Source organism: Clostridium sp. FS41 (assembly GCF_000954015.1).
Taxonomy (GTDB): Bacteria; Bacillota; Clostridia; order Lachnospirales; family Lachnospiraceae; genus Enterocloster; species Enterocloster citroniae.
Genome location: NZ_JYHN01000061.1, coordinates 15,565 through 32,588 on the forward strand (window position 1 = coordinate 15,565; position 17,024 = coordinate 32,588).

The following is a 17,024-nucleotide window of genomic DNA, read 5'->3' on the forward strand; positions in this document are numbered from 1 at the left end:
GTAAATTGATGAGATTGGAGATTGGTGCGTGAATACTTCAAACAGGTTTATTAATTCAATAGACAGGATTCAAAGGCAGATGGTACCGGAGAATGTCTTAAATAGAGCAAGGCAATCCTTGCTTGATTATGTTGCGGTTACAACTGCAGGGGCAAAATTTCAAAATAAGAAGATTAAAGACTATATTGCATTTGCTAATCCGGAACAGGGAGAGTTTACGGTAATTGGAACAAAAGAGACTTTGGCATTAAAAGAAGCCGTATTTCTCAATGGTTTAAATGCCCATGCACTTGATTTTGACGATGGAACCAACTCCGGGATCATACATCTGGGTTCTCCCATTTTTTCACTGCTTCTTCCACTGGCCCAGAGGTATGATGTAAAGATTGAGGATATGCTGAAGGCTGCAGTTATTGGTTATGAAACTTCTTATACAATGGCTGTTTCCATCCAGCCCGGACATAAAGCACTTGGTTATCATGCAACCGGTACCTGCGGTGTATTGGGGGCAGCGATAGCAGCATCCTATATGCTGGACTTTTCGGAAGAAGAGAGGTACAACGCGTTTGCGGCAGCATGTGTATCCGCCACGGGGATGTTAAAAGTCCTGGATGACGGCTCGGAACTGAAACCCTACAATGTGGCAAAGGCTGCATTGCTTGCGCTCACCTCTATACAGCTTGCAAAAGCAGGTTTTAAGGGACATCCGGATCCACTGGGGGGAAACCGCGGCTATTTCAGGATGATGACAGGAAAAGAGGATATAGAGTTAAAGCCCATGGTTTTGAATGGTACATACGCGATCCAAAAGACCTACACAAAGCCATATGCCTCCTGCCGTTACACGCACCCTTCCATTGAAGCCGTCATTCAGCTGAGAAATGAGTATGGCCTTACAGCAGGGGATGTGGAGAGCATTCATATCAAAACGTATTCACTGGCTGTCAGCGGCCATGACCATGTGGATATCCTGGGATCCTATTCGGCAAAGATGAGTATACCTTACAGCGCAGCGGCAGGCTTCCTATACGGTAAAGCAGGCCTGCAGGAGTTTAGTGAAGCAGGTGTTCAGGACAAGGTTGTCCTTGATCTGACAAAGAGGGTAACGGTTGTCCCGGATGAGGAAATCAGCGCAGCGTTCCCAGCGGTTCAGGCTGCGGTAGTGGAGCTTAAAACCACGGATAACAGGACACTTGAAAAACGTGTTGACTTCCCCAAAGGGGAGCCTGAAAATCCGCTGAGTGATGAGGAGTTTAAGGAACGGTACCATGGGCTGATGGATTATGCAGGCATCGGCAGGGAAGCCGGCAGCCGTATTTTTGATACTGTTTACCGGGAAAATGTGTCTGTGAGAGAAATACTGGAACTGTTTATAACGGAAAGGCAGGAGCCTGCAGATGAATAAGAAAATAAAACTGGTTCTCGGCACAATGACATTTGGTGAATCCGTGTTTCATCCGGACGTGGAGGCATTTATCCAGACGTTTCTCCATGCCGGATATGAAGAATTGGATACCGCTTATGTGTACAACGAAGGCCGGTGTGAGGCCCTTTTGGGGGAAGTGATAAAGAAAATGGGTAGGGATAAAATAAAAATCTCTACCAAGGTCAACCCCAGGATATCCGGAAAACTGGACGGAGAAGCTGCCTTTAAACAGCTGAACGAGTCCCTGGACAGATTGGGGATTGACAGCGTGGATACATTTTATCTTCATTTTCCTGATCTGAATACTCCTGTGGAGTCCGTACTGGAAGCCTGCGCTGTTCTTTATGATCAGGGAAAATATAAAGAACTTGGACTCAGCAACTTTCCCGCCTGGCTGGCGGCAGATGTTTACCACAAGTGCAGGGAACATGGCTGGGTACTGCCAACAGTCTATGAGGGCATCTATAATCCGCTGACCAGAAAAGCGGAAACAGAATTAAATACAGCCCTGGATTACTTTGGGATGCGGTTCTATGCCTACAATCCTATGGCAGGTGGATTGCTGACAGGACGGTATGGCAGGTTTGAGGAAACACCGGAGCAAGGGCGGTTTACACATCGGCCCAACTACCAGAAACGGTATTGGAAAAAGTCTTACTTTGATGCGGCGGATGTGATAAAAGCAGCATGTGAACGGAATGGCATCAGCATCATTGAGGCGGTATACCGCTGGCTGGCGTATCACTCCATGTTGAATGAACGCCGGGGGGATGCCATCCTGGTGGGAGCGTCTAAGCTGAGCCACTTAAAGCAGAATATGGAAGCTGTGAATGCAGGTCCGCTGCCCTCAGATGTGACCGATGCTTTTTCTTCAGCCTGGGAACTGTGTAAAGCGGACAGCCCGGAGTACTTCACATTTTTTAAAGGCACTGCAAAAGAGTAGTAGGAGGAGAGATGTTAGATCAAAATCTAGTGTTGGATGAATTGAAAAAGAATGGTGTAACCTTTTTTACCGGGGTACCGGATTCATATCTCAATGGTTTTTGCAATCATATATTAAAGAACGCACCGGACCGAACGATTATTGCGGCAAACGAAGGCAATGCCATAGGGATTGCCTCAGGGTATTATTTTGCCTCAAAGGAGATACCGCTGGTATATATGCAGAACAGCGGAATGGGCAATACGGTAAATCCTCTTGTGTCATTGGCGGACGAGCATGTATATGCTGTACCTATGCTGCTGCTGATTGGATGGCGGGGACGGCCGGGTACAGGCGACTGGCCGCAGCATGAGCTGCAGGGGGAGATCACTCCCGGCCTCCTGGATATTATGCACATCCCTTATACCGTGCTGGAGGATGACAACGGGAAGATAGGAGATGTACTGGCCGCAGCTGTCTCTTATGCCCGTGAGAACCGGAAGCCTTACGCACTGATTGCTCCAAAGGGGGTTATGGCCGGGGAAAAGACAGACAACAGGGATGACAGGTATCCGATGAACCGGGAAGAGGCGATTGAGATCATACTTGACCATTTGCCTTCTGAGACGATTTATGCTGCCACCACGGGACGGGCTACCCGAGAACTCTTCTTTTTGAGGGAGAAGCGAAAGGAAGGTAAGGACCATGATTTCCTGAATGTAGGAGCCATGGGACACACATCTTCGGTTGCCCTTGGAATTGCACTGGAGAAGAAGGACAGGAAGGTGGTTTGTCTGGACGGCGACTCGGCAGTGATGATGCACCTTGGGGCTATGACCATGGTCAGTAAACTGGATGTACCCAACTTCATTCATATTGTTTTGAATAACGGTGCCCATGAATCCGTGGGCGGGCAGCCTTCTGCCGGTCATCTGGTGGATCTCACCGGAATTGCCCAGGCGTGCGGCTACCGGACGATCGGAAAACCTGTGGGCACAAGGGAGGAACTGATCAAAGCTTTGGATGATTTAAAGAATAGTGGTCAGGCCTCTTTCATAGACGTCCGGATCCATAAGGGGCTTAGTGGAAAGCTGCCGCCCCTTGATTTCTTACATAAAGAGGCGGTTGACGGTTTGATATACGAACTCAACAAAGATTGAGGGAAAGGATCATTGAATGAACAGTATGGAAAAAACAAGAGAATTTTTAAAATCAATTGGACTCCCGGGCGGTGATGCATACCATCTCCCTGACTCTAAGAAGCGGTTTGCTGACGGCGGGCAGTACCGCTTTGAGGTTCCTGGTATCCAGGGGCCCAAAGCTATGATCGCTCTATTGGAGGCAATGGATTCCTATGGACTTTACCTGCACCGTGTTACCCAGACCCAGGGTATCATGCGTATGACAGATGATGAGATCACAGAAATGGTGGAGTATGCCAAACAGTGGCAGACAGACCTGATCCTTGCCATTGGTCCGAGAGCGACCACTGACACATCCGCTTCCGTGCATACGGAGGAGGGGGTGAGAATGGGATACCGCCTGCGCGGACAGGAGCAGATCGTAAGGGCGATCGAAGATGTAAAACGGGCGGCACGCCTGGGCTGCAGAGGCTTCCTTGTCTATGACGAGGGCTGTCTTTATGTGCTCAATGAAGCGAGGAAGGCGGGGGAGATACCAGCTGACTGCCATTTTAAACTTTCGGCTCATGCAGGGCATGGCAATCCTGCGGCAGGTAAGCTTTTGGAATCCATTGGCGCGGACTCTCTGAACCCTGTGCGCGACATCCAGCTTCAAATGCTGGCATCGCTGCGTCAGGCAATTGACATCCCCATTGATATCCATACGGAGAATCCTAAATCTACAGGCGGCTTTATCCGCCATTATGAAGTTCCGGAGATGATCCGGGTTGCCGCGCCTATCTATCTCAAGACAGGAGGCTCTGTGGCTGCTACCCACAGCTGGGACAGCACGGAGGATGATGCAAGAAAGCGCGCAAAGCAGTGTCTTCTTGTAAAGAGAATGATCGATGAATATTACCCGGAGGCTGTATGGTCTCCACGGGGGAGCCTTGTCTAAGGCGGACCCGGATTACTGAATAGATAAAAGAAAGGAAAATAAAGTGACTTATGAGACACCATTTGTATAACCCTGATTTTAAATTTGTTGTGGAGCCGGAGGACTTTAACAAGTACACGGAACGTGAAATGCTGCAGTATTGTTTAGGCGCAACCATGTATATGCCTGGGACAAAGGATTTTGCCCCCAAGATCATTTCCGGATCAATGCCCGGATTGACCACCATTGTCCTTTGCTTTGAGGATGCCTGCCCGGTGGATCAGGTGGAAGCTGCTGAGGCAAATGTACATAGGCTTTTGGATACCGTTGCCGATGCTGTTGATGCAGGAGCCCTGTCCCCGGAAAAGATACCTCTTATCTTTGTCCGCATCCGCAATCTTGCCCAGTTCAAACGCTTTGGGGATGCATTGACAAAACGCCAGGTGCGCTTTCTCTGCGGTATCAATTTCCCTAAATTCAATGCTGAGAACGGATATGAATATTATGCCTATCTAAAAGATCTAAATGAGCGGTTTGGAGAGATCCTTTATGGCATGCCGATCATTGAAGACCCGGAAGTGGCTTATAAAGAAACCCGTATGCAGGAACTGGTGGGCATTAAGAAGATCCTTGACAAGTACCATGACCTTGTTCTGCAGGTGCGTGTGGGCGGAACCGACTTCTCATCGGTATTTGGCGTGCGCCGCGGTGTGGATTATTCCATTTATGACATCATGACCGTCCGTGAGTGCCTTGCAGATATTGTAAATGTCTGCGGCCGTGAGAATGATTATGTGATTTCCGGACCGGTCTGGGAATATTTCCGTGCTCCCAAAGCAATGATGTTTGAGGAACTTCCCCATCACGGACTGGAGGATTATCTGATGAAACGGCTGCCTATTGTAAACAATGAGATCGATGGTCTGCTCCGGGAGGTGATCCTTGATAAGGCCAATGGTTTTGTGGGCCGCACTGTCATCCATCCCACTCATGTAAAGTTTGTTAACGCGTTGATGGCTGTTACAAAGGAAGAGTATGATGATGCCTGTATGATCCTGGGACATACACAAGGCGGCGTTGTCAAGGGATCCGGGGCTAACAAGATGAATGAAGTTAAGCCGCATACCAATTGGGCCAGAAAAGTGTGCAACCGTGCCAGGGCATTTGGCGTGATCGAAAACGAAGGGGCTTATATTAAGCTGTTTGCTGTCAACGAATCATAACAGGAACCAGATGTACATCATTACAAGGAGGACATATGGCAATGGAGATCAATACGCCCATTACTGAGGAGTGTATTGCCAAGCTGACGATTGGAGACACGGTATATATATCCGGCAGTATATTTTGCGGCCGCGATGCTGTTCTGCCCAAGGTGGTACAAATGATCCGGGAGAACAAAAATTTTGATCATGGCATTGAGTTAAAAGGCAGCGTGATATTTCATACCGCTGTAAGCCCGGCAGGAGTAGGTCCTACTTCCAGCAATAAACTGGAAATTGAGAGCAGTATTGGGCCCTTATCTAAGGCAGGTGTAAAGCTGCATCTGGGCAAGGGTGAAATCGGCAGAGGAACCATTGAGGCGTTAAATCAGAACCATGCCGTTTATGCAGTCATACCGCCGGTAACGGCCCTGCTGGGTGATAAGACAAGGGGGCAGGAATTGGTGGCATTTCCGGAATTGGGAATGGAGGCACTGTACCGGCTGAAGGTTGAACGGTATCCCGCAATCATTGCAGCTGCCCATGGAAGGAGTATTTATGAGCAGCACGTTTGATTATGAAAAGGCAGTGGAACTTGTAAGAAGTGCCCTTGTGGAGGCAGGGTCAACCTTTCGGGAGGATAAGAAGCATGCCTATGAAAGGGCGATCAAACATGAAAAAAATGAGAAGGCCAGATGGGTTCTTGAAACAATCCTGGAAAATGCGGAAGCTGCTGAGAGAAACCACAGTCCTCTCTGTGATGATACGGGTATTCCTCATCTTGTGTTGGAGGTAGGGCCTGACGTTTTTGTGACAGGAAGGATGTTGGATGCGATCAGGGATGGAATCGCAAGCGGGTTGAGAGAACTTCCCGGCCGCCCCATGGGGATTATGGGAGATGATAACCGCAGGGTCGACCAGTCCGGCGGTCTGGATCCCGATCCTGCCGGTGTTGAACCAGCACCCATTCTTCTTAGAACATGTGGGGATAATGTGGTCCGGCTCCATATCATGATGTTTGGCGGCGGGCCGGCGATCAGGGCCAAGACATACAGGGTGTTCCATAAGCACAACACCCAGGTGGTCATTGATGAGATCGTGAAATGGGCAACAGAAGGAATTGCCCAGCTGGGATGTTCACCCTGTACGCTTGCTGTGGGCATAGGGCGTTCTCATTTTGAAGCAGCATCCATGATGCTGCAGGCACAAGCGGATGGATGCTATGATGTGCAGTCGGAGATGGAAGCGGAAATTACCAGGCGGGTCAACGAGTCGGATATCGGACCATTGGGATTACATGGAAGGACCAGTGTGATCGCAACGTTTGTAAAGGTTGGTCCCCAAAGGGCAAGCGGTGTGAGGATAGTTTGCGTCAGGCCCGCCTGCTGCTTTGAGCCGAGGATCGCAACCGTAGATTTAATACAGTAAAAAATGTAAGGCAGGTATGCGATATCGATTATTATTTATCATCAGCCCTGGCATCGCTGACCCCCAATATGATTCTGGCCGCCCTGGCACTGGCCGCAACCGCCGGTTTGATATGCATTTGTGCCTGTCACAGGCGCAGGCCGGCGCTGGCACAGTGTGGGGCGGTTGTTATCCTGGTCTTTTATCTCGTACTGGTGTTTGCATCCACCGTATTTGGCCGGGAACCGGGAAAGGCATATAGATATGAGTTGACGCTGTTCTGGTCGTACAGGGAGATCATGGCGGGAAGGACAAAACTGATAGCAGAAAATTTCTGGAATGTGATGATGCTTTTGCCGGTTGGGGCGCTTCTTCCCACGGCGTATGCAAAAATGAAATTATCATCAGTTACAGCGGCAGCCTTTGCGGTTTCCCTTACCATTGAGCTGACTCAGCTTATTACAAAGCGTGGCCTCTTTGAGTTCGATGACATGTTCCATAACACGTTAGGGGCAATCATAGGGTATGGGGTCTATCAATTGATCAGGACACTACACAACATTACAGATTAAGGAGAGAAAAAAACTCATGGCCAAATACTTCGGCACCGATGGCTTCCGCGGCGAAGCCAACAAAACACTGACAGTGGAGCACGCATACAAGATCGGCCGGTTCCTGGGCTGGTACTATGGCAGGGAACATGATGGCAGGGAAGAAGGAGACAGGGAACAAGGAGACCAGGAACAGGTAGACAGGGAACAAGTGGACAGGGAACATAAGACATGCCGGGTTGTCATCGGAAAGGACACCCGGCGTTCTTCCTATATGTTTGAGTATGCCCTGGCAGCGGGGCTTACAGCGTCCGGCGCGGACGCCTATCTTCTCCATGTGACCACAACCCCCAGTGTCTCATATGTGGCCCGGACGGAAGGATTTGACTGCGGTGTTATGATCTCGGCCAGCCACAATCCCTATTATGACAACGGCATCAAGCTCATCAACGCCCAGGGGGAGAAGATGGATGAAGACACGATCCTTCAGGTTGAAGCATACCTGGACGGCATTTCCGGGGAGATACCCCTAGCGGTCAGGGAGCGGATCGGCCGCACCGTGGATCATGCCGCGGGCCGGAACCGGTACACGGGCTATCTCATTTCCCTGGCCACCCGCTCCTATAAGAACATGAAGGTGGGACTGGACTGTGCCAACGGGAGCGCATGGATGATCGCTAAAAGCGTGTTTGACGCCCTGGGGGCATCCACCTATGTGATCAACAATGAACCGGACGGACTGAACATTAACACAGGCTGCGGTTCCACCCATATGGAGGGCCTGATCCGATTTGTGAAGGAAAAGAAACTGGATGTGGGCTTTGCTTTTGACGGGGATGCGGACAGGTGCCTTTGTGTGGATGAGAAGGGAAATCTGGTTGACGGGGACCTGATCCTCTACATCTATGGCCGCTATATGAAAGAGCGGGGGAAGCTGGCTGGGAATAAGATCGTCACCACGGTCATGTCCAACTTCGGCCTGTATAAAGCCCTGGATGAAGCGGGCATTGAGTATGAGAAAACAGCGGTGGGAGATAAATACGTGTATGAAAACATGGCCTTAAACGGTTACCGCATCGGCGGTGAGCAGTCGGGCCATATTATTTTCCGAAAATATGCAACCACAGGGGACGGTATTCTCACAGCCATCAAGATGATGGAGGTGATCCTGGAGAAAAAGCAGCCCCTTAGCAGGCTTGCGGAGCCGGTCCATATCTATCCTCAGGTCCTTGAGAATATCCGTGTAAAGGACAAACAGGCGGCCAGGGAGGACCGGGATGTGCAGGATGCGGTGAACCGCGTGGAACAGGAACTGGGAACAGAGGGGCGCGTCCTGGTAAGGGAAAGCGGTACGGAACCTGTCATGCGTGTAATGGTGGAGGCCCGGGACGGGGACAAGTGCAGGGAATATGTGGACCGGATCATACGGGTGATGGTGGATAAAGGCCATCAGGATGTGCTGTCTTAAGGGGAAAAGAGGAGAACGGGAAATGCCGGATACAGAAGATATTTTCATACAGACCTTTAACGGGTTTGATGTATGGATCAATGGCAGGGCTATCTACTTTTCCAGCAGCAGGGCCAAGGAACTTCTGGCGATCCTGGTGCATAAGAGGGGAGGCAGCGCCTCCCTGGCACAGCTGGCATACCTTTTGTATGAAGAGACGCCGGAGGATACGGCCAAGCAGAATATAAGGGTGGTGGCTCACCGCCTGCGCAGGATCCTGAAGGAACATGGGTGTGAGGAGCTGGTGATCCACAGACGGGGAGTTTATCTGATCGATCCAGGGTTATTTACATGCGATGTATATGAATTTATGAAAGGGGACAGGAAGTATTTGTCCGCTTACACCGGAAGCTATATGCCGGAATATCCATGGGCTTCTGATACGGTTCCCTATCTGGATGTGATATATGGGAAATACAGAGAGGGATAAGAAGCCGGGAGGGGGAGAAAAATGGGATACATAAAAATGATCATCGGGACAGCTGCATTTGCTGCCGCGGTTTTGATCATGCCGGCTATCCCTGCAAAGGCAGCGGATGGCTGGCAGCAGGACTCGGCCCAGGAGTGGGTCTATGTGGAACACGATAAAAAACTGGTGAACCAATGGGTTCTCTGGCCGGACGGAACCATGCGCTATGTGGGGGACAACGGCCGGATCGCTGCGGACCGCTGGGTCAATGTGGGAGAAGCCCGGTACCGTGTGCGCGCAGACGGTTCCAGGTATGAAAATGAGTGGTTCAGCCTTGTATCCAAGCCATCGCTGCCCTCAGCCTCCCCTGTCACCAGCTGGTACTACGCGGGAAATGACGGAATCATTCTGAGAAACGGATGGTATGAGCTGGGAGGAAAGGACTACTATTTCTATGAGTGGGGCAATTCTCCCAGAAAGGCATTCTTTAATCTGGAGGACAAGCGGTATTACGTGGATGAGGAAGGAGCCAGGAAGGCCCCGGGCTGGTTTTCCATTGACAAAGTGGACAGCAGGGGAAAACCCTACAGCAACTGGTATTACGTGACCGGGGACGGCTTCCTTTTAAGGGACGGGTGGCATGAAGTGGAAGGCATGACCTGCTATTTTGATACCTACGGCATAGCCTACCGCAACCGATGGTTTAACCTGGGCGATGACCGGTATTATGCGGATAAAAACGGAGCCCGCCAAAGCGGCTGGTTCTCCATTTCCGGCACGGGGGGCAATGGACAGGAATATACCAACTGGTATTACGGCGGCTCCAACGGCGTGCTCTGGCGCAACGGCTGGAGGGAGATGGACGGAAACTGGTACTTTTTTGACACCAACGGCCTGAATTACAGAAAGCGCTGGTACACGGACGGAAACGGGGAACGGTATTATCTGGATGAAAATGGAGTCCTTCAGGAGGATGGCTGGTTTAAGATTGAGAATACCAACAGCAGCACCGGCGCCGTGTCCGAGAGCTGGTACTATGCCTTAGAATCGGGTGCGGTGCTCAAAGGCGGTTTTAAGGAACTGGAGGGAAGGAAATACTATTTTGATTCCAACGGCTATAATTACCGGAAGCGGTGGATGAATGACGAGGATGGCAGGAGACGCTACATCGGGGAGGAGGGGTTCCTGTACCAGGACCGGTGGTTTGTCATGAGCGGCCTGGATTCCAGAAATTCGGAGTACAATAACTGGTACTACGCGGGCAGCGATGGATATGTACGCAGTGACGGCTGGTATAAGATTGATGGGCAATCCTACTGTTTTAATTCTTCCGGCGTGATGCGTACGGGTTGGCTGACAAAGGAGGCTGACCGTGATGATGACGAGGATTCCTATTACTACTGCGGGGAGGACGGCGCCAGGGCCGCGGGATGGCAGTGGCTGAAGATCCCGGACAGCTGGCTGGATCAGTCCTACGTGCTGGATTATGTGCAGGAGCACGGACAGTACGCCTATTTTTATTTTAACCGGTCCACGGGGAATAAAAAACGTTCCTCAGGCTGGAAAAAGGAAGTCAAGGTGGATGGGGTGACCTATTGCTTTGATGAAAAGGGGATCATGCATCTGGGGTGGGTGAAGCTAAGCGGCACAACACCGCAGATAAAGGGATACCGCTATTTTTACCAGCCGGAATCAGAGGGGGATCAGGCGTTTACAGAGGGAGAAAAGGCAGCCGGGACATGGTTAAAGCTGGAGGGGCCGCCCGACCTTGGAAGCGCGGGGCAAAAGGAATGGTACTACTTTGACCGGTCGGGGAAACCCATATGCGGGCCGGAAGACGGCTACGCCGTGGAAAAGATCCACGACAGCTACTACGTATTTGACATGTATGGAGCCGCCCAATACGGGTTGGTTGAGGTGAAGGGCGAGTTTTATTATTGCGGAGCGCCGGAGGGGGACAGGAAATGCGTTATTGGAAAAACAATGGTGGACGATGGCATGGATTCCTCCCGGTCCCGGTATTATTTTGACCTGAAGGGAAAAGGGATCACGGGTATAAAAGACGGAAGCTTTTACTACAAGGGAAAACTTCAAAAGGCGGACTCCGCTGCAAAGTACGAGGTATTTGATATACCCGGGGAAGGAAAGCGCCTGATCAATTCCAGCGGGAAGATCATGAAGAATACAAAGGTGACGGACGGAAATGACCAGAGGTGGACCCTTGGCTCAGGAGGAAAGATAGTAAGCTATGGTTCCAATGAGGTGGCGGAGATCCTGGAACCGGAGGCTGTGGTCTCCTACTAGAGCGTGTTTGTAAATTCATTCCCGTCATCTGCCCTAAGGAATCCCCCAGGCTCTGCCCGGTACCCCTTAGGACAAAGCACGCCCCATTTCGCGGGTTATTTGGGCCAAATTCAGTTAGCGTAGCCCGCTACGCCGCCTTCATTTAGCCCAAATCCCCCACAAACTGTGACGCACAGCTGCCAGAAAGCAATTTTCAAACACACTCTAGAGCGTGCAAAGAGCAATCTTTAACACGCTCCAATACGGCAAGGAGGAAGGTCGGATGGAAAAACAGCAAAAGATAGCGGTGGCCGGCATGGGATATGTGGGGCTGTCCAATGCCGCGCTGCTTGCACGGGACAATCCTGTATGCGCAGTGGATATACAGCCTGAAAAGGTGGATAAGGTCAATAGGGGGCGGTCGCCGATCGCGGACCCGCAGCTGGAATCCCGCCTGGGTGAAAAAGGCCTGATGCTGTCAGCCACAACAGATATCAGGGCAGCGTATGGGGATGCGGATTTTGTGATCATTGCAACGCCCACTGACTATGACGCGGAGCAGAACTATTTTGACACATCCTCTGTGGAAGCCGTGGTGGAAGCGGCATTAAGGATCCAGCCGGACGCCTGCATTGTCATAAGATCCACGGTTCCCCTGGGGTTTACAAAGGAGATCAGTTCCAGGTACCCGGACGGATGCATCCTGTTTTCCCCGGAGTTTCTAAGGGAAGGCAGGGCTCTTTATGACAACCTGTATCCCTCAAGGATCATCCTGGGGCTGGATACAGGGGACCCTGTCCAGATGGAGAAGGCCCGCCTGTTTGCCGGCCTTCTAAAGGGGGCGGCCCTGAAGGAGGATGTCCCTGTCCGCTACATGGATGCAACCGAGGCGGAGGCCGTTAAGCTGTTTTCCAACACATATCTGGCCATGAGGGTGGCTTTTTTTAATGAGCTGGATACCTATGCGGAGGTGTACGGGTTAAACACCAGGAACATAATAGAGGGCGTGTGCCTGGATCCAAGGATCGGCACCCATTACAACAATCCCTCCTTTGGATATGGGGGATACTGTCTGCCCAAGGACACAAGGCAGCTGCTGGCCAATTATGGGGGCATTCCCAACTGTATTATGACAGCCATTGTACGAGCCAACCAGACCAGGAAGGACTTTATTGCAGGACAGGTGTTAAGCAGATCCCCAAAGGTTGCAGGGATCTACCGCCTGACCATGAAGGCGGATTCGGACAACTTCCGCCATTCCTCCATCCTGGGGATTATGCGGCGGCTGGAAAAAAAGGGCGTTAAGATGGTCATCTATGAACCCGCTTTGAAAGCCGGAGCATTTTTAGGCATGGAGATCATCTCTGATCTGGAGGAGTTTAAACAGAGATCGGATGTGATCCTGGCAAACCGGTATGACAGGCAGCTGGAGGATGTAAGGGACAAGGTATATACCAGGGATCTGTTCCTGTGTGACTGAATAGTTACGGATTAAGAAAGATAAAGATGAGGATAAAGGCAGGGATGGGCATGAAGATTGGAATGATCGGACATAAACGGGTTCCCTCCAGGGAGGGCGGGATCGAGATTGCGGTGGAAGAGACAGCCCTGCGCCTGGCGGCCATGGGACATCAGGTGGACTGTTACAACCGGTGGCAGGATTTTAGCAGGAAGGAGGACCGGGCTCCCAGGGAGTACAGGGGGATCCGCCTGATCCGGATCCCCACCCTGTCCCATCCGTCCCTGAATGCATTTGTCTACTCCGTACTGGCTGCCATACGTGCTGTGTTCGGAGGGTATGATGTGCTGCATTTTCATGCGGAAGGGCCCGACGCCATGACCTTCCTGCCCAGACTGCTGGGAATCCCCGTGGTGGCAACCATACATGGGCTGGACTGGCAGAGGGCCAAATGGGGAAGGTTTGCCACCCGTTACCTTTTGTGGGGGGAGAAAAATGCGGCCCGTTACTCCAATGCCCTGGTGGTGCTGTCCCGTGGGAACCAGCGCTACTTTATGGATACATATGGAAGGGAGTCCGTCTATATACCTAACGGGGTGGAGATGATACCCTGCCGGGAGCCGGAGGAGATCGGGCGCAGGTGGGGCCTTAAGAGAAACACCTATATCCTTTTTCTGTCAAGGCTGGTGCCGGAGAAGGGCCTGCACTACCTGCTGGAAGCATATAAAAACATGAACACCCAAACCCGCCTGGTCATAGCGGGGGAACTTACAAAAAACAATGATTATGTAAACCGGATACGCCGCATGGCAGAGGGGGATGAGAGGATCCTGTTCACGGATTTTGTCCAGGGCCGTGTGCTGGAGGAGCTTATGTCCAATTGCCGGGTCTATGTGCTTCCCAGTGATATTGAGGGCATGTCCATCAGCCTGCTGGAGGCCATGAGCTGCGGAGCCAGGTGCCTGGTCAGCGACATAGAGGAGAACGTGGAGACTGCCGGAGGATATGCCAGGTATTTTCCAAAAGGGAATGTCCCCGTGCTGGGCTCCTGCCTGGAATCCATATTGGGCGAAGATGAGGATCTCCATGACCGGGAAGGGCAGATGTCCTTTGTAAGGGAGCGTTACAGCTGGGATACCGCAGTACAGGAACTTTTGCAAGTCTACGAAAATGTAAGAAAGAAAACCACAGCACAAATATGAGAACTGAAAAAAGTATCCGCAATCTATTTTATGGTGAGGTCAACATAATCTTTACCGTGCTGCTGAGCATGGTCACCAGAACCGCGCTGGTCCGTATCCTGGGACTTTCAGCAGTGAGCCTGAACGGGTTATTTACGGAAGTGATCGCTGTTTTGTCCCTTGCGGAGCTGGGGGTGGGTTCTGCCATCACTTATCATCTGTACCGGCCCCTGGCTGAACATGACAGGAAAAAGGTGGTACAGCTGATGTGGTTTTACAGGAGCGCATACCGGATGATCGCAGGAGTGATCCTGATCTCCGGCCTGGTCTTCCTGCCCTTTGTACCTTGGCTGATCAAGGATGCGGCGTTTAATGTCAGATATTTGAGGCTGGTGTATGTGATATTTTTGCTGAAAACAGTCAGCTCCTATTTTTTCTCCTATAAGAGGACGCTTCTGGACGCGGACCAGAAAATGTATCTGATCTCCATGACCAATACAGTCTTTCGGTTTATTACCGTGGCCTCCAACCTGGGGATTTTGATCCTCACACAAAATTTTATCGCCTACCTGTTGTCTGACGGGATCGTCACGGTGGCCAATAACATTGCCATCGCCCATATTGCGGACCGGCAGTATCCTTTTTTAAAAGAGGCACGGAAACTTCCAAAGGAGGAGCAGAAGAAGATATTCTTCCATATCAGGCAGCTGTTTATCGGGACATTATCAGGTAAAATCACCAATTCCACGGACAATATCCTGATCTCCGTTTTGGTGGGGACCTTGCAGGTTGGACTCTATTCCAACTATTCCCTGATCATTTCCAATGTAAGGAGGATACTGCTCCTGATCCCCGATGCGGCGGCGGGAAGCATTGGGAACCTGGCAGTGTCTGAGACCAGGGAGCGGTGCCACCAGGTCCTGTGCCGAATGACGTTCATTATTTTTATGGTCACATCATTTTGCGCATCCTGCATCATGTGCATGTCGGATCCCTTTGTGGAGATCCTGTTTGGAAGGGAGTATCTTATGGACGATATCCTGAAATACTCCTTTGTGGTGAACTTTTTTTACTATGTGGTCAGGGAGCCGCTGTGGCGGATGATGCTGGTGTCAGGATTATTTTCCAAGGATAAAAACATATCCATTGCCGGAAGCAGCATAAACCTGATCGTCTCCGTGGCGCTGGGGCTGAGATGGGGGATTCTGGGAATTATGCTGGGGACCACGTGCACCCTTGTCATCCAGATCATTTTAAAGACCAGGCTGCTCTACCGGGAGTTCTTCTACATGGATCCGGCCTATTATCAAGGGCTTATGGTAAAGATTTCCACAGCGGGCCTGTCTTCGGTCCTGGTCTGCAAAATGCTCTGTGACAGGATTACCCTGGCATCCCCCTATGGAAGGCTGGGCGTTTACTTTGCGGTGGCGGGGAGTGTCTCGGTGATATTGTCCGTTGTATGTTTCCATAAAATGGAAGAGTTCCGCTATTGCAGGGATCTGGCAGCCGGAATGTTTCAGAAGAATACGTAAAGAAAACGGCTCAGAAGCCGTCTGTACAAAAGGGAGAAAACAATGAAATTTTCCATTGTGGTTCCTGTGTATAACACGGAACCAGCCTATTTCCACCAGTGCATGGAATCCATATTGGGACAGGATTACAGGGGAAGATATGAGGTGATCCTCATTGATGACGGGTCCACCACGGATATCGGCAGGATATGTGATGAGTACGGGCGGAGGGATCCGCGGGTCGTGGTGGTGCACCAGGAGAACAGGGGCGTTTCCGAGGCAAGGAACCAGGGAATCTGCAGGGCGTCAGGGGAATGGCTGTATTTTGTGGATCCCGATGACTGGATCCAGACGGATACGCTTAAAAGCGCGGCGGAGCAATTGGAGCAGCATCAGCTGGATATTCTCTGCGTTGCGTATCAGGAGGAATACGGACAGGAGTCCATTTCCTATGGATACGGCTGGTCAGAGTACCGGGATCTGGGCCCGGAGGTCATAGATACCATCTGTCTGGGACTTATGGATCCTTCATACTGCAGCCTGCCCTGCTCCTTTGGTTCGGTGTGCACCCAGTTTTACAGGGCGGATTTCCTGGGAAAAGGGCATCTGATGTTCCCGCCTGACCTGCGCAGGATGGAGGACACCATGTTTAATCTTCAGACCCTGGAAGCAGCCCCGCGCATGGGGGTATTGGACCGGGTGTTTTACCACTACCGGCAAAACCCCTCCTCTGTCTGCAACCGGTATAACCCTGGGATCCAGGATCATATACTGGCGTTTAATGGGGCGCTGTACCGATACATACAGGGAAAACCCGGGGAATGGAAGCAGGCGTTTGAATATAAGATGACCAGGAATTACTGCGAGATCCTGCGCTTATATTATTTTAATCCCGGATGGACAGGCGCCAGGGTGCAGAAGCTGGTACAGTGGAACCGGCTGGTCAAGCACACGGCCTATGCCCAATATCTGGGAAAGCACAGTTATAAACATATATGGAAAAAGAGCGGACGATACGGGGTCATATTATTCCTGACCTATAATCTGCCGTCTTTTTTCCTGCTGCAGTGTTTTTGGAAAGCGTACAATGGGACCAGGTGATCATTTG

The 17,024-nt window shown here is 51.1% G+C and carries 17 protein-coding genes; 16 read left to right on the forward strand and 1 reads right to left on the reverse strand.

The genetic code is table 11. The features are described from left to right. Positions 1 to 28: 28 nt before the first annotated feature. The 11 genes from CLFS41_RS14625 to CLFS41_RS14675 all read left to right on the forward strand — a co-directional run bounded on the left by CLFS41_RS14625 (position 29) and on the right by CLFS41_RS14675 (position 11,786). Positions 29 to 1,405, forward strand: coding sequence for an MmgE/PrpD family protein (locus CLFS41_RS14625; RefSeq protein WP_045092696.1), 1,377 nt, complete (start codon positions 29 to 31; stop codon positions 1,403 to 1,405). Next, a complete protein-coding gene (locus tag CLFS41_RS14630) occupies positions 1,398 to 2,369 on the forward strand; it encodes an aldo/keto reductase (protein ID WP_200895095.1) in 972 nt (323 codons plus the stop codon). Before CLFS41_RS14625 ends, CLFS41_RS14630 begins: the two co-directional genes overlap by 8 nt. A gap of 11 nt (positions 2,370 to 2,380) precedes the next feature. Further along, entirely contained in the window at positions 2,381 to 3,508 is a 1,128-nt protein-coding gene (gene aepY, locus CLFS41_RS14635) for a phosphonopyruvate decarboxylase (RefSeq protein ID WP_045092697.1), read from the forward strand. Positions 3,509 to 3,524: 16 nt separating this feature from the next. Then, positions 3,525 to 4,427: a hypothetical protein gene (locus tag CLFS41_RS14640; protein ID WP_045092698.1), complete on the forward strand. Its 903-nt coding sequence runs from the start codon at positions 3,525 to 3,527 to the stop codon at positions 4,425 to 4,427. Positions 4,428 to 4,477: 50 nt separating this feature from the next. Further along, complete coding sequence (locus CLFS41_RS14645; protein ID WP_045092699.1) at positions 4,478 to 5,629, forward strand: HpcH/HpaI aldolase/citrate lyase family protein; 1,152 nt, start codon at positions 4,478 to 4,480, stop codon at positions 5,627 to 5,629. 35 nt (positions 5,630 to 5,664) lie between these two features. Beyond that, positions 5,665 to 6,183, forward strand: coding sequence for a fumarate hydratase C-terminal domain-containing protein (locus CLFS41_RS14650; protein WP_082082599.1), 519 nt, complete (start codon positions 5,665 to 5,667; stop codon positions 6,181 to 6,183). Further along, positions 6,167 to 7,036, forward strand: coding sequence for a fumarate hydratase (locus tag CLFS41_RS14655; protein ID WP_045092700.1), 870 nt, complete (start codon positions 6,167 to 6,169; stop codon positions 7,034 to 7,036). Before CLFS41_RS14650 ends, CLFS41_RS14655 begins: the two co-directional genes overlap by 17 nt. Before the next feature lie 68 nt (positions 7,037 to 7,104). Next, the gene (locus tag CLFS41_RS14660; protein WP_052665751.1) at positions 7,105 to 7,587 is read left to right on the forward strand and encodes a VanZ family protein; all 483 of its coding nucleotides are present in this window, start codon (positions 7,105 to 7,107) and stop codon (positions 7,585 to 7,587) included. A 16-nt stretch (positions 7,588 to 7,603) separates the two neighbouring features. Further along, positions 7,604 to 9,034: a phosphoglucosamine mutase gene (gene glmM / locus CLFS41_RS14665; RefSeq protein WP_045092701.1), complete on the forward strand. Its 1,431-nt coding sequence runs from the start codon at positions 7,604 to 7,606 to the stop codon at positions 9,032 to 9,034. A gap of 22 nt (positions 9,035 to 9,056) precedes the next feature. Continuing rightward, complete coding sequence (locus CLFS41_RS14670) at positions 9,057 to 9,503, forward strand: helix-turn-helix domain-containing protein (RefSeq protein WP_045092702.1); 447 nt, start codon at positions 9,057 to 9,059, stop codon at positions 9,501 to 9,503. Between the two features lie 21 nt (positions 9,504 to 9,524). Beyond that, positions 9,525 to 11,786 carry a hypothetical protein gene (locus tag CLFS41_RS14675; protein ID WP_045092703.1) on the forward strand — a complete coding sequence of 754 codons (2,262 nt, stop codon included), beginning with the start codon at positions 9,525 to 9,527 and terminating at the stop codon, positions 11,784 to 11,786. Between the two features lie 110 nt (positions 11,787 to 11,896). Here CLFS41_RS14675 and CLFS41_RS31175 read toward each other — a convergent pair whose 3' ends face one another. Continuing rightward, entirely contained in the window at positions 11,897 to 11,989 is a 93-nt protein-coding gene (locus CLFS41_RS31175) for a DUF6783 domain-containing protein (protein ID WP_322746753.1), read from the reverse strand. On the opposite strand from CLFS41_RS31175, the gene CLFS41_RS31180 reads away from it, so the two are divergent. The 5 genes from CLFS41_RS31180 to CLFS41_RS14695 are packed head-to-tail and all read left to right on the forward strand — an operon-like array spanning position 11,963 to position 17,017. Continuing rightward, a complete protein-coding gene (locus CLFS41_RS31180; protein WP_306797695.1) occupies positions 11,963 to 12,070 on the forward strand; it encodes a hypothetical protein in 108 nt (35 codons plus the stop codon). The two genes, CLFS41_RS31175 and CLFS41_RS31180, sit on opposite strands and share 27 nt — an antisense overlap. Beyond that, a complete protein-coding gene (locus tag CLFS41_RS14680; protein WP_045092704.1) occupies positions 12,049 to 13,245 on the forward strand; it encodes a nucleotide sugar dehydrogenase in 1,197 nt (398 codons plus the stop codon). The genes CLFS41_RS31180 and CLFS41_RS14680 overlap by 22 nt, the downstream gene beginning before the upstream one ends. A 50-nt stretch (positions 13,246 to 13,295) precedes the next feature. Further along, the gene (locus tag CLFS41_RS14685) at positions 13,296 to 14,426 is read left to right on the forward strand and encodes a glycosyltransferase family 4 protein (RefSeq protein ID WP_242856871.1); all 1,131 of its coding nucleotides are present in this window, start codon (positions 13,296 to 13,298) and stop codon (positions 14,424 to 14,426) included. Then, positions 14,423 to 15,937, forward strand: coding sequence for an oligosaccharide flippase family protein (locus tag CLFS41_RS14690; protein ID WP_045092705.1), 1,515 nt, complete (start codon positions 14,423 to 14,425; stop codon positions 15,935 to 15,937). Before CLFS41_RS14685 ends, CLFS41_RS14690 begins: the two co-directional genes overlap by 4 nt. A 42-nt stretch (positions 15,938 to 15,979) precedes the next feature. Further along, complete coding sequence (locus CLFS41_RS14695) at positions 15,980 to 17,017, forward strand: glycosyltransferase family 2 protein (protein WP_045092706.1); 1,038 nt, start codon at positions 15,980 to 15,982, stop codon at positions 17,015 to 17,017. Positions 17,018 to 17,024 lie beyond the last annotated feature (7 nt).